Raw genomic sequence first — 13933 nt, forward strand, 5'->3', positions numbered from 1 at the left:
TTAAAAGTTCAAATTGACATTACACAAATAATTTGGTTTACTATATCCCCCAAGCATCCATTTCACATCACGGCTTTTAGCCAAAGTGAACACATTTTCCATACCTAGCATGATACGTGCATTTTTTACATAAAACTTCTGACATACACTTGCAGGAACATGATAAGTAACAGAGAGATTCTTCAAGCGCCAGTTATCGGCATCAAGTACATGAATGGAAGCCTTGCTATAAAGATCGGATGAGTAAGAATTATAATCCTTGCTTTCTGACGGAACATAGCGTGGTACATCGGTATATGCCTCATCACCAGGCTGACGCCAACGTTTACTCACATCCTTACTTGTCACTCCTAATCCCGGATAGGCTATATTGGTATTCCGCATTTTGTGCCCCCCTTCAAAAAGCAGTTGAGCAGCCAGTTCCCAATTCTTATAACGGAGATTGGTATTAACAGCCCCACTATAAACCGGAACAGAAGTTCCTAAATACACAGCATCCTCCACTTTTTGCGGTGAACTGCTTACATGGATATTTCCTTCCGAGTCATACACCTGAGGCTGCCCTTTACTATCCAGCCCTGCCCACAGATATCCATAAATGGCATTATAAGGCACTCCAACACGGGGATAGGCGGCAGGATAATCGAACTGAAGAAAAATAGCAGGTGCTTTTACATTGACATAAGTCACTTTATTCTTATTGTATCCCAGCACACCACCTACGTTCCAATTCCAATCTTTTCCCATAATGACATCACCGGAAAGAGTCAACTCGAATCCACGGTTTCTCATTTTACCATTATTCATGGTATAAGTAGAAAAACCAAAACCTTCGGTAGGTACTCCATTGGTATTGGCTAACAAATCCACGCCCGACTTATTATAATATTCAATAGAACCGTTCAATCGATTTCTAAACATAGAGAAATCTACACCAATATTAGCTGTAGTTGTCTTTTCCCACCGCAAATCAGGATTAGGACGGTTGCTGATAGTCCCTTGTATGCCGCCCACATGGGTATTATTATTATAATAAGCCGTCATATAAGGAGCAGAATTCTTGGCGATGTTACCACCGATACCATAACTGAAACGCAGTTTCATCATATTTATAAATGAAACTTTAAAAAAAGATTCTTTGTCCAGATTCCAACCAGCACCTACCGACCAGATAGGTTTCTTCTGATACTTGGAACCAGTAGCAAACAAATTGGTACGATCCCAACGAATGCTTCCTGTCACCATATATTTACCATCATACGTGTAAGCTGCATTCCCATAAAAAGAAACAAAACGATTTACCAGTTCATAGATGTTGGAGATATCATTTTTATTGAATGATACATAGTTTCCCAAAACTCCGGTATAAGTATTACTCAGCACCCGTTCATCAATAAGATCATAAGTTAGTAAAGCCGGATCATAATTATAATATTTCCGATTATTGTATTCCGTCTTATTTTCACGTACTTCCATACCAAACAAAGCGGTCACATCATGTTTTTCTGCAAATGTCTTGTTAAAATCCAATTGCTGACGGAAATTATAAGCACGAATACTATTAGTTCCCGTTGTATAAATATTGCCATAAGGAAGATTATAAGTAGCCTGGCCACTCCCACTTGCATCAGTAGCAAATGTATTTACTTTATTACGCACAGCATAGCTTTCCTTATCTTGCAATTGGCTTGTCTTATATTCCCCTACTTCATATTGGAACGAAGCAGTGTATCTCAACCAGTCTGTGAATTTAAAATTAAGTCTCGCAAAAGTACGATTACTAAAATTCTTACTCTTCGACAAGTTTCTTCCCAATTCGTCCAAAGGGGTAATATCCATACTATACAATCCGTAAGAAGAAATAATTTCCTGTTGTGACTTACTGTACCGGTCGGCAGCCGTGTTAGTATAGTAGCTTCCATCGCCATTCAACAACGAACTATAAGGAACATAATTATATCCGGGTGAGGTCAGATTATAACTCTGCGTTGTACCATCTCCATAATTCAGATACGTTCCCAAATCCAGACTCAGCCATGAAGTAAGCCGGCTAGTGTTCTGCAAATTCAATCCGAAACTCTCGCTGTCAGTATATTTATCTTCTTCCCGGTTATTCCTGTAAGACAGCGAAGCATTAAATGTATTTTTTTCCGTTCCACGCCCGATATTCAAGTTATATTGTTGCGAAAACGGATTTCGTTTACCATATTTCTTCACATCATCATAATAACGGAATCCCTGTGAAGCCAGTTCATGTAGCGTCTGCTCCATTTGTGCTTCGCTGATCGCACCTGTATGATGTTTTAAAATAGCCTGTACCCCCAAACAGGAATACATGGATGCATTGTCCAATAAATTCTGTGCATATTGGGATGCTCCCTCTCCTTGAAGATTAGGATTCATGGCCGCCCACTCCTTTTCCATCTCTATCATGTCAGCCGTACCGGCCAAGTGACCGGTATAAAAATTATAAGGGCGTACTGTCAATGTCGCTGAAAATGATACATTCAGCTGATTCTTTCCGGCTTTTTTAGTAGTGATGACTACTACACCATTAGCAGCACGAGCACCATAGATAGACGTAGCCGCGGCATCTTTTAATACCGTAATATTCTCTATATCCTCTATATTCAAATCAGGTACATTTTCGACCCAGTTGCCCAGTCCGTCAGAAATAGTTTTCTCTACCGGAAACCCATCAATCACATACAGAGGAGTAGTAAGTCCGTTCATCGAAGTCACACCACGTATCTTACCGTCACTATAACCTGCTATTCTTCCCTCCATCAATGAGCTGACACTACTTAACCGTTGAGTTTCCAACTTTTTCGAATCTACTTTCGCAAATGAACCGGTAGCCCGTTCCCTGGAGATAGTCTGATATCCGGTTACCACCACCTCGTCCAGCAGTTCGGAGGCCGGCTCCAAGACAATTCTGTAACTGTTCGCACTTGTCAATCTTACTTTCTTTGATTCATAGCCCAAGTAAGAGATTTCTATCTCTTTCGCTGTGCGAAGCAGGGTCAGCCGGAAGTGCCCGTTCATATCGGTTATGACAGCAGCTAGTTCCTCCCCTTTCGTCTGGCTCACCTGACGGATGTGAGCGGCAGGCAGGGGATCTCCATTCTCATCTACAACTATACCGCTGATCATCCGGTCTGTTTGTGCATATGCCATTGTTCCACACAAAAACAATGCAACGAAAACCATCGCCAGTCGAAGTAGCTTTCCGTGGTAATCTGAATGTTTCATACTCTTCATAGATTTAATATTAATACTGTTTATAATCACTTTTTAAGTCCCGTTTTATTGTTAAAACAGTTTTGCAGCTTATATCGCGCCGATAGCAAATTAATGCATAAAGTTTTAAATTATAGCAAAAATAGGTTATCCAAATACAGCAATTGCCGCATTTGGATAAATTTATGATAGCAAATTAATAGATTATCTATTTTTATGCAATTCCTGCACTTTGTTTCTATACTGAGCGGGAGTCATACCAGTAGCCGCCTGAAACTGGCTATAAAAAGTAGTCATGGAATTAAAGCCCAATTCAGCTGAAATCGCCTTTAGCGGAGTTTGGTTATCAGGATCGGAAAGTAAACGGACTGCCTCTTTTGTGCGGAAACCATTTACAAATTGAGTAAAAGTCTGCTTGGTCTGCTCATTAATAATTTGAGAGAGATAAGTACGATTAGTTCCCAACATTTCCGCTACTTTCTCTTTGGTCAGCAAATTGTCTGTAAATACCTTCTCCTCCCGCAACAGCGTTTCCAAACGCAGAAATAAATCCTGCTTCTTTTCATCTGTCAACGAGGATGAAGCATATTTCTCAGGTTGCGGCAAAGAAGTTTTCGTCGAGTCCGTAAGATATTCTTGTAAAAGAGCGGACTGGCGGCCTATCTCTGCAAACTGCTCGTCTATTTTATTCTGCAATTGCTGTTCACGCCGGATAGCGTCCTGATTTTGCTTCACAATGGTAAGGTACAGCTTATTTTTTCTGTAATATAAGTAATATAGTAAAGAGGCAGCTATGAAGATACAAATAAATCCGGCTATAAGCAATTGCATCTTATTTTCCTTTTCCAATAATTCCAGACGGTTTTGTTTTATCTCGTTTTCCTGCCGTTCCATATCGTATTTTGCACGTATCTCCCCCACGGCACGTTCCTTTTCCGCATTATATAAGCTATCTGTTTCCAGCTGATAGAGCTTATGATACTTCAACGCCTCTACCAGCATACCATCTTCTTCATAACATCGGGATAAAGCCTGCAACAGGTCACTTCGATAAATGGCATTAGCCTGTTGGTAAGACAGTTCTATTCCGGCTTTCAGCATCCAGACAGCCCGGTCATACTGATGATGCTCCATTAAAATTTCGGCATAGCCCAAATAGGAATTCATCACAGAAGAAATATTTCCCTGTTCTTTCAAATCCAAAGCCTTCCGGAAAAAGCCCAGCGCTTCATCATCTTTATTCAATTTATGCAGAATATATCCATAAAGATTGTAAACGTTTGATTGATCATAAAAGTCATTCTGCACCATGGTGAACTCCGCCTCCTGAATATATTTCAATGCTGTATTATAGTCACTCTTCAAATAATACATATAAGCGGTATTGGTTGAACCACTATAAATCAGATAAGGATCTTTCCGTTCATGTCCCAGTTCATAACATTCAAGGGCATATTTCAATCCTGTGCTATCATTTTTTAAATAATAAATACCGGCAATATTAGAAAGTAAAATGGAATAGAGTCTGTCATAATGACAACGTCTTGCAGCTTCAACTCCTTTGAAGAAATAAGTAAGTGAACGATAATAGTCTTTTTGGACATTCGATGCATAAAGTCCCAGACCATTATATACGGAACATAAGGCGGAATCATTTTTATTACTTTCACCTATCAGCCTGGCCTGCCCTAAATGACTATAAGCCTCCTTTACATTTCCCTTCATCATATGGGCCTGCCCCAGACAAATATGAGAATAAATTACAGCGCCATTGTAATCCCGTTCATTATAACCTATCTCAAACAATTGTCGACCATAAAAGATAGCCTGATCATAATCTGCTTTATTCAGATAGAGAAAACTAACTTTCCGAAGCGCTTCTTTATCTTTAGGATACTTTTTCAGATACTCCAACTGTACATTAATGGCATTATTTATTTCTTCTTGCGCCTCTGAAACAACGGGCAAGAGTCCCAATAACATTACAACCACCCACAGTTTAAGCATCCTCATTCCTGTCATTCTTCCTTTTCTTCTTTTCGCATACTGAACTCACAGCCACAATATTGCTGATTATAAAAATTATATTCCTTAATGATAGCAATGCGACGCTCGCTCAATCCACCTTTACGCCAGTTCTGTTCCCAATAAGTGACATCCGGATAAGGGGCCGTAGCATATCGGCCCGCTTCCTCTATCTGTTCCAAACTTTTCCAACGGCTGGAAGCAAGCGTAGTAGTGATAACCGGGAATCCATGTTCGTGAGCATAACGTGCGGTTTCCTGCAGTCGCATCTTGAAACAACGCAAGCAACGGCCTCCTCTTTCAGGCTCTTGCTCCATTCCTGCCATTCGACAACGCCAGGCATCATGATCATAATCGGCATCTATAATTTCCAATCCCAAAGATTGGGCGTACCGCGTACATTCGTCCTTGCGGATAATGTATTCCTCCAACGGATAAATATTGGGATTACAATAATAGATAACCGGAGTGACACCATGCTGCATCAAGCACTCTATGATGGCTGATGAACAAGGAGCACAACAAGTATGAAGCAACACCTTGTCGGCTCCTCCCGGAACTTCAAGCTGGAATTTCTTTTTCATACGGCAAATTTAATAGATATTTGCCATACTGACTAACGGTTCGTATAATTTTTCTATATCCTGCGCATCTATTTCTATCTCCACTTGATCACCGGGAACCAGGGTTTGCCCCTGAGGAAGTAAGTTTTTACGATTCCGATGTATACTACGAATGATACAATGATTAGGTAAAGCCAATGTATCCACTTCCTTTCCGTCAAAATAAGACCCATCCATTATCTCGACAAAAAGATGATAGCGGGCACCAGCCTCTTCGGAAGACTCCGGATTATGGCTACGGAACATCCTGTCATACAGCAATACATTGTAAGGTTTTATCTGTAACAATTCGGTGAAATAATAAGTCAATCCACCTACCACAATGGAAGGATAGAACACCTCGAAATGACCGGTAATCTCCGTTATCAGGACAATAGCAGTCAAAGGAGTACGCACCACAGCCACCAAAAAAGCCACCATCCCGATCAGCATCATATAACTCACATTCTCATACCCTATCCATCCGCGTTGTACCAATACCAACCCGAAGATTTGTCCCAATAATCCTCCCGTAACCAAGGTAGGAATGAAACTTCCTCCCGGCAAACCTGAAGAAAGAGAAAACAGCGTAAAAACAAAATGAATAAGCATCATGATAGTAAGCCACTGGATATCATGAGTTCCATTCATTCCCTGCATCATCAAAAACTGCTCTCCGCCACCTGTCAGATTCGTCTCTGTTAACGATATGGCATAAGCTATGGTTAATAAATACAACATCTTGACAGGAATGGAGAGTTTCATGGCAGGTATCCTTTCTTGAAAGAAAGGAACGATGAGCGAATAAAACTTTGCAATGACAGCCATAAGGGCGGCAAAGATAATATAAAGCTCCGCCTGACGGATAAAAGATAAACCAGGAACGACCGCACTAATCAGATGATAAGGAGTCGTGGGGAACATCCAACTAGCCACTCCTCCGGCTACCACGCCGGCCAACAAGGTAGTAATAGCGGTTTTAGGTGCATCAAAACGCTCGATGGATTCTATCACCAACAAAGAAGAAGACAACGGAGCAGCAAAAGCGGCAGACAAGCCCGCACCAGCTCCGGCAGCCAGCAATTGTTTCCGTTCCCCTTTCAGAATATGTCCCCAACGAGAGATAAGTGTTCCTATATAAGACCCTATCTGAACAGACGGCCCCTCGCGTCCCAAAGACAGCCCCGCACTGAGAGCCAACACCCCTCCGCAGAATTTAGCTACCAGTTCTTTAAAAGGATGCTCATAACGGATACGACCGTTATTGGCCGCACGTGTCTGAGGAATCCCACCACCGGCTATCAATGGCATACGTTTTACCAAAGAAGCGACAAAGATCAGAATCCCCCATAAGATAAAAAACAACAATACATGCCAATACCACGGATAATGTGCCGTAAAAAAAGTTTTCCGCACATCAAAGAAATACCAAAGAAGATAGTGATAAGGCACAGCAACCAGTCCCGTAAGCAGCCCCACGAATATGCTCACGAAATACAGACGGGCATCAATCAGCTTCAGTTTCCATATTTGCCATTTGCGCAGATTGCTCCACTTCTTCCATTTGTTTTTCCATTTCTCCAGTTTCATATCCGGAATAAACAAATGGAAAAGAGAAGGGTTTATTTAAACAATGGCTTTAATAGTTCCGGTATTTCTATTTCATTTGCTTTCAGCGCTTCCAAACATTCATGCCCTTTATCGGATAAAGTAAAATGCATCTGCCGTTTATCCTTATCCCCCAAATTACGGACGATTAATTCTTTCTCTTCAATGGAACGGATGACCTTAGAGGTATGCGAAGCAGACAGACCTGTGTTTTCCGATATCACACTAGCCGTCAGCGTATCTCCGCCAATGCAACAAAGTGCCATTGCCTCATTCAATGACACTTCATATTGTTCCATTAAGCGGGTTTCAAGTTCAGAGAGAGCCTTGAACAGCTCTCTCATGACACATATTGATTTTATTTTCTCCATGCAAATTTAAATAAACAAGTTTACATTCGCCTGTTCGGCACGGTTCATATAAGTTGCCACTCCACCAATAGTCACATGATCCAGCAATTCCTCACGTTTCACACCCATTACGTCCATTGACATCTGGCAAGCAATAAATTCCACTCCGTTCTGAATGGCTTGAGTACGCAGAGATTCCAATGAATCGATATTTTTCTTATTCATAATATATCGCATCATCCTAGCTCCCATTCCGCCCATATTCATTTTAGACAACTTCAACTTTAAAGAACTGGAAGGCAGCATCATGCCGAACATCTTCCCCCAGATATCTTTCTTCACCACAGGTTTGTCCAGCTTCTTGATGGCATTCAGCCCCCAGAAAGTAAAGAAGATGGTTACCTTCTTTCCCGTAGCCGCCGCACCGTTTGCGAGTACAAAAGTAGCTAAAACTTTGTCCAGGTCATCACTGAACAGAATAAAAGTTTTCCCTTTATCCTCCCGGCAAACTTCCGAGGAAGAAGATTGCGGAGTATTTTTCTCAACAATTACCTGATACTTTCCTGCTCCTGAATTTACTGAAACAAAACGGTTTCCGGTAGTTTGACACCATGCCTCGGCATCGCGGGGAAAACCGGCATCTGTAGCGACAATTTCCAAACGTTCGCCGTCCGCCAGTTCTTCCATACTCTTCTTCAGTTTCATGATAGGACCGGGACAAGATATGCCACAAGCATCCACTTTTATTGCTTTCATAGAAGGAATGACGGAAGAGGCAATAGTATAAGCTCCAGCAGAATCTTTACTGTGTTCAGAATGATCAACTTTTGAAGAATCAGAACTTGAAGAGCCAGAATTTGAAAACTCCTCCGGCTCGGGCAGAGGAGCCGTTGCCGCTTTATACAGTTTTAAACCTCCTATTAAATTCTTTACTTCCCCAAAACCATTCTGTAACAATATATTAGAAGCCAAATACCCTCTCAACCCTACTCCACAATACAAATAGACCGGCTTATCCTGAGGAATCTCTTCCATCCTTTCGCGCATATCATCCAAAGGAATATTGACAGCCCCTTTCAAAGCACCGAGTGCAAATTCATCGGGAGTACGGACATCAACCAACGTAACTTTACTCAAATCGGCAGCCTGTAATTCGCGCCAATAAAGAGGCTTCATCTTTCCGCTCAGTATATTTCCGGCTACATATCCGGCTACTGCTACAGGATCTTTAGCCGAAGAGAAAGGAGGAGCATATGCCTGCTCCAAAGCCATCAAGTCATAAACAGTTCCGTTATGCTTAATCACTTGCGAGAATTCGTCAATACGTTTGTCCACTCCGTTATACCCCACAATCTGCGCTCCGAGTAATTTCCCATTCACAGGAGAGAAAGTTATTTTAATGGACATCTGTAAAGCATCAGGATAATATCCCGCATGGGAACCGGAATGGATGGTTGCCGACAAATAATCAATGCCTGCCTGTTTCAACCGTTTTGCCGGAAGGCCCGAAGCAGCGACAGTCATATCAAAAACTTTGGCAATGGAAGTACCGACAGCCCCTTCGTATGTAACCTTATTTCCAAAGACCATGTTATCTGCCACAATACGCGCCTGACGGTTGGCCGGACCTGCCAGATAATTCAACCACGGTCTATCAGTCAGTGGATGACGGAACTCGATAGCATCGCCCACCGCATAAATATGCTCGTTGGAAGTCTGCAAGTAATCATTAACCTTAATACCGCGCATCTCCCCTATCTCCAGTCCAGCCTCTATCGCCAATGAGGTATTGGGACGTACCCCGATGGATAACAACACCATATCGGCAGGCAGCCTTTCGCCCGATTTGAAAACAACCTCCAGTCCGTTGACCGTGCGTTCGAAAGAAGCCACCGCCTTTTCCAGATAGAGATGTACTCCTTTCTGCAACAAGTGCTCGTGCACCAAAGAAGCCATAGAGAAATCAATAGGAGCCATGACCTGATTTGCCATCTCTACAACCGCCACTTCCGCACCGGCTTCCTGCAGATTCTCCGCCATCTCCAACCCGATGAATCCGGCCCCGATGATTACCGCCCGTTTCACCTTATGCTGCTGCAAGTAACTCTTGATAGCATCGGTATCATTCACATTACGTAGGGTAAAAATCCCTTCATTGTCAATGCCCGGCAAGGGAGGACGAACAGGCGACGCACCCGGAGAAAGCAATAATTTGTCATAACTCTCCGTATAAGTTTTCCCGTCGGAAGTACGAATATCCACTGTTTTCTCGGCAGAATGGATGGCTATTACCTCGGACCGGGTACGCACATCTATGTTAAAACGTTTCCCGAAAGCCTCCGGAGTCTGTACAAACAATTTTTCCCGCTCCGCAATCACACCTCCTATATAATAAGGTAGACCACAATTGGCATACGAAATGTATTCTCCCTTCTCGAACAAAATGATTTCCGCCTGTTCCGTGTTTCTTCTGATACGTGCGGCAGCAGTTGCACCTCCTGCTACGCCTCCTATTACTATATACTTCATAATTAAACTATTTTATTTGATTTAATATTTTCCAATGGAAACTTTATGCAAACATACATGATATTTCTTATAATAAAAAGTTTCCTATGGAAAATATTATCAAGTTAACTCTTTTTAAGGAGAAAGAACATTCCGGGTATTAAATAGACAATCTTTATTGTTGTTTGATATTTTATTCCCTACCTTCGCAATAAATTTCAAAATAAATAAGAAATTGAATCGAACAGACATGCATCATGTTATCTAAAATAGACTTGACGCAGGGAGGTATCACCGGCACTCTGCTACGTTTTACCTTACCTATGATTATAGGCTCACTGCTACAACAGTGTTACAATATAGCCGACACGCTGATTGTAGGACAATGTATAGGTTCCGGCGCATTGGCTGCCGTCGGTTCCGCCTATACGCTGATGGTTTTCCTCATTTCCATCCTGCTGGGATTGTCCATGGGAAGCGGAACCGTTTTTTCCTTGCAATATGGAGCCGGACGAACGGATTCCCTACGCCGTAACATCTATGTATCCGCCCTGCTGATCGGTACAGTAACATTGATTCTAAATATAGCGGCTTTCGTCTGGATTCATCCCATTCTCAGGTTATTGCAGATTCCCAAAGATATTTATGGCATGATGTATGATTACTTGTGGATTATCTTTTGGGGAATCGGCTTTACCTTTATCTATAATTTCTATGCGGCATTACTGCGTGCCATAGGAGATGCCGTTACTCCTCTTTGGTTTCTGGCGGTTTCCGTTGTACTGAACATCGGGCTGGATTTATTCTTTATCTTGCAGTTGGATTGGGGAATCAAGGGAGCAGCCATCGCCACGGTAGCCGCACAGGGAGTATCCGCTTTGGGAATTATGGGATATGCCTACGTGAAATACCCCGAACTGAGATTACACCGCAACGACCTGCATTTCGACCGTCACTGCCTGAAAGAGATCACTTCGTTCTCCGCACTGACCTGTGTACAACAGTCGGTGATGAATCTGGGCATTCTGATGGTACAAGGATTGGTCAATAGTTTTGGCACTGTAGTCATGGCCGCCTTTGCGGCAGCAATAAAAATAGACTCGTTCGCCTATATGCCGGTACAGGAATTCGGAAATGCCTTTTCCACCTTTATTGCCCAGAACTTCAGAGCGAGAAAAGAGGAACGGATCCGCAAAGGAGTGAAAAGTGCCTTGATTACCACCGTTCTCTTCTCTCTGGTCATTTCCATTCTGGTCTTTTTATTCGCCAAACCATTGATGCTGATTTTTGTCCGCCCCCACGAAACGGAAATTCTGAACATCGGTATCAGTTATTTACGCATCGAGGGAGCGTTTTATTGCGGAATCGGGATTTTGTTCCTGTTATACGGATATTATCGGGCCATCCGTATGCCGGGAATGTCCGTAGTGCTCACAGTGGTATCGTTGGGAACCCGTGTAGCCCTTTCCTATTGGCTTGCCGGCATTCCTGCCATCGGGGTCATCGGAATCTGGTGGTCTATTCCTATCGGATGGTTTATAGCGGACGTCATCGGCATCATATATTATAAACAACTTAAAAAGGAAACAGCAAAGGAAGTACCAGCACCATGACAATGCCCATAATAATCTGCAACGGCAGCCCTACCTTTACATAATCCATAAAGGTATATTGTCCGGCGGGCATCACCAGCGCATTGGGCGGAGTGGAGAATGGAGAAGCGAAACACATACTTGCCCCCAGTGTCACCGCAAAGAGAAAAGGTACGGGACTTACCCCTATCTGTGTTGCACTTTGCATCGCGATAGGAGCCAGAAGCACTGCGGTAGCCGTGTTGCTGATAAACATCGTCATCAGGGAAGTAGTGAAATAAATACCTGCCATCAGCGCCAACGGTCCGTATGTTCCCAGTTCACTGACCAGACTGTTCGAAATGTATTCGGAAGCCCCTGTCTTTTCCAATGCCAGCGACATAGGCAGCATGGCCGCAATGAGTACGATGCTTTCCCAGTTAATGGTTTTGTAAGCCGCCTCCACATTGCGGAAACATCCTGTCAGTACCATCAGGATACCCGCAATCATCACTGCCGTCACCGGAGCTACCGGAATGAAGTCGAACACCATCATTGCCACCATCAGCACCATGATAACGGCAGCTACCGGTGCTTTGTAATCCAGCGTGACCTTTGCAGCCTCGGCCAGCGGTTGTCCCAGTACCACCCAGTCGGCATCCTCCTTGCTCAGCCGGGCGATATTGTTCCATGTACCCTGCACCAGCAACACATCCCCGCTATGAATCCGCTCATTGCCCAAGTCCTGCAACAAATATTCCTTCTTCCGGCGGATACCCAGTACATTCACATTAAACTTGTCACGAAAGCCCGCCCCCTTTATCGTCTGGTTTATCAGATTGGAGGAAGGCATCAAAACGATTTCAGCAATACCTATGTCATAAAAATCCAATGAATTGGCTGAGTTTTTCGCTTCTTCGGTAGTATGCTCGTCCAGCATCTCCAGCAGATAATCTTCGGCAAACAACTTTATTTTCTCAAAATCCCCCGTCACATACAGAATATCCTCTTTCTGAAGAACCGTACCGGGATCGGCCAACTTCTGAGTAATTGTTTTCAGGAAGCGGTGTTGTGACATATCCCCACGACGCACCTCCAGTATATTCAATCCATACTTGCGCCGGATATCCAACTCTATAATCGTCTTTCCATGCAGCCGGGAGTCACCCACCACCCTCAACCGGAACAAATTACTGGATAGCCCGTATTCCTTCACCAACTGTTTCAGGGATTTGCCCGAATGAACATTGTCTTCCCCGTTTTTCCCCCGTTTCGAAAGAAACCATTTACTGAGCGGAAGCAACACCAAAGTACCCACTGCCACACAAATAATCCCTACCGGGAAAAAAGAGAAGAACGAAAGCGGAGGAAAACCGGCCGAAGTCAACGCATTTTGAATAACAAGGTTGGGCGGCGTACCAATCAGTGTCATCATACCTCCCATACTGCTGGCAAACGCCAACGGCATAAGCAGACGACTGGGATTCATGTTGGCACTGACTGCCAGACTGACCACGATAGGCAACATCAGAGCCACCGTACCTGTATTGCTCACAAAAGCCCCGATGGCAGAAGTCACCAACATTACAAGCAAGAATAATTTCAATTCACTCTTACCCGCTAATTTCAGAATGTGTGAACTGATCATTTTGGCAAGTCCTGTCTGGAAAATCGCTCCGCCAACCACAAACAGCCCCACCATCATAATGACGACCGAATTGGAGAATCCGGACAAAGCCTCGTCAGGAGTCAATATCTGAAAAATCAACAAAGCCACTAAAGCACAAAGAGCCACAAGATCCGACCGTATCTTGCCATTTACAAAAAATACTGCGGACAGTACAAGGATAATAATCGTAATGAGCATAAGTATTAAATTATTGTTTTATTCATTCGTTGTTGCATTTGTACAAGTTCTTTTTGCAAAATAAAAAATATATTCCGATAATAGAAACAAACCCCGAATGTTTTTGTTCTTAAAAGAACAACATGAACGACATTTTCATCTAAAATTTATGTATTTTTGTAG

At 43.0% G+C, this 13933-nt stretch carries 8 protein-coding genes; 1 reads left to right on the forward strand and 7 read right to left on the reverse strand.

Going from position 1 to position 13933, the window contains the following annotated elements; all coding sequences use genetic code 11:
* The 6 genes from AB5935_RS07295 to AB5935_RS07320 form a co-directional block, all read right to left on the reverse strand.
* Nucleotides 1–3252: a SusC/RagA family TonB-linked outer membrane protein gene (locus AB5935_RS07295; RefSeq protein ID WP_038612221.1), complete on the reverse strand. Its 3252-nt coding sequence runs from the start codon at nt 3250–3252 to the stop codon at nt 1–3.
* 192 nt (nt 3253–3444) lie between these two features.
* On the reverse strand, nt 3445–5262 hold the full coding sequence (locus AB5935_RS07300) for a helix-turn-helix domain-containing protein (protein WP_007842559.1): 1818 nt from the start codon (nt 5260–5262) through the stop codon (nt 3445–3447).
* A complete protein-coding gene (locus AB5935_RS07305) occupies nt 5259–5849 on the reverse strand; it encodes an epoxyqueuosine reductase QueH (RefSeq protein ID WP_007837572.1) in 591 nt (196 codons plus the stop codon). The genes AB5935_RS07300 and AB5935_RS07305 overlap by 4 nt, the downstream gene beginning before the upstream one ends.
* Before the next feature lie 9 nt (nt 5850–5858).
* Nucleotides 5859–7457, reverse strand: a complete 1599-nt coding sequence (locus tag AB5935_RS07310) for a ClC family H(+)/Cl(-) exchange transporter (protein WP_007842557.1) — start codon at nt 7455–7457, stop codon at nt 5859–5861.
* Nucleotides 7458–7489: 32 nt separating this feature from the next.
* The gene (locus AB5935_RS07315) at nt 7490–7819 is read right to left on the reverse strand and encodes a MarR family transcriptional regulator (protein WP_007852850.1); all 330 of its coding nucleotides are present in this window, start codon (nt 7817–7819) and stop codon (nt 7490–7492) included.
* Nucleotides 7820–7852: 33 nt separating this feature from the next.
* Nucleotides 7853–10354, reverse strand: coding sequence for an FAD-dependent oxidoreductase (locus tag AB5935_RS07320; protein ID WP_007852851.1), 2502 nt, complete (start codon nt 10352–10354; stop codon nt 7853–7855).
* Nucleotides 10355–10590: 236 nt separating this feature from the next.
* Here AB5935_RS07320 and AB5935_RS07325 point away from each other — a divergent pair, with 236 nt between their 5' ends.
* Complete coding sequence (locus AB5935_RS07325; RefSeq protein ID WP_368327379.1) at nt 10591–11946, forward strand: MATE family efflux transporter; 1356 nt, start codon at nt 10591–10593, stop codon at nt 11944–11946.
* Here AB5935_RS07325 and AB5935_RS07330 read toward each other — a convergent pair.
* Nucleotides 11909–13771: an SLC13 family permease gene (locus AB5935_RS07330; RefSeq protein WP_005840483.1), complete on the reverse strand. Its 1863-nt coding sequence runs from the start codon at nt 13769–13771 to the stop codon at nt 11909–11911. The genes AB5935_RS07325 and AB5935_RS07330 overlap by 38 nt on opposite strands.
* Nucleotides 13772–13933 lie beyond the last annotated feature (162 nt).

The sequence above is a fragment of the Phocaeicola sp. RTP21198st1_B8_RTP21198_201120 genome (assembly GCF_040929485.1).
Lineage (GTDB): Bacteria > Bacteroidota > Bacteroidia > Bacteroidales > Bacteroidaceae > Phocaeicola > Phocaeicola dorei.

What these genes read in the sequence shown, in the direction of transcription:
- AB5935_RS07295 (WP_038612221.1), bottom strand. Translation starts at nt 3,252, where the DNA reads ATGAAACATTCAGATTACCACGGAAAGCTACTTCGACTGGCGATGGTT.
- AB5935_RS07300 (WP_007842559.1), bottom strand. Translation starts at nt 5,262, where the DNA reads ATGACAGGAATGAGGATGCTTAAACTGTGGGTGGTTGTAATGTTATTG.
- AB5935_RS07305 (WP_007837572.1), bottom strand. Translation starts at nt 5,849, where the DNA reads ATGAAAAAGAAATTCCAGCTTGAAGTTCCGGGAGGAGCCGACAAGGTG.
- AB5935_RS07310 (WP_007842557.1), bottom strand. Translation starts at nt 7,457, where the DNA reads ATGAAACTGGAGAAATGGAAAAACAAATGGAAGAAGTGGAGCAATCTG.
- AB5935_RS07315 (WP_007852850.1), bottom strand. Translation starts at nt 7,819, where the DNA reads ATGAGAGAGCTGTTCAAGGCTCTCTCTGAACTTGAAACCCGCTTAATG.
- AB5935_RS07320 (WP_007852851.1), bottom strand. Translation starts at nt 10,354, where the DNA reads ATGAAGTATATAGTAATAGGAGGCGTAGCAGGAGGTGCAACTGCTGCC.
- AB5935_RS07325 (WP_368327379.1), top strand. Translation starts at nt 10,591, where the DNA reads ATGTTATCTAAAATAGACTTGACGCAGGGAGGTATCACCGGCACTCTG.
- AB5935_RS07330 (WP_005840483.1), bottom strand. Translation starts at nt 13,771, where the DNA reads ATGCTCATTACGATTATTATCCTTGTACTGTCCGCAGTATTTTTTGTA.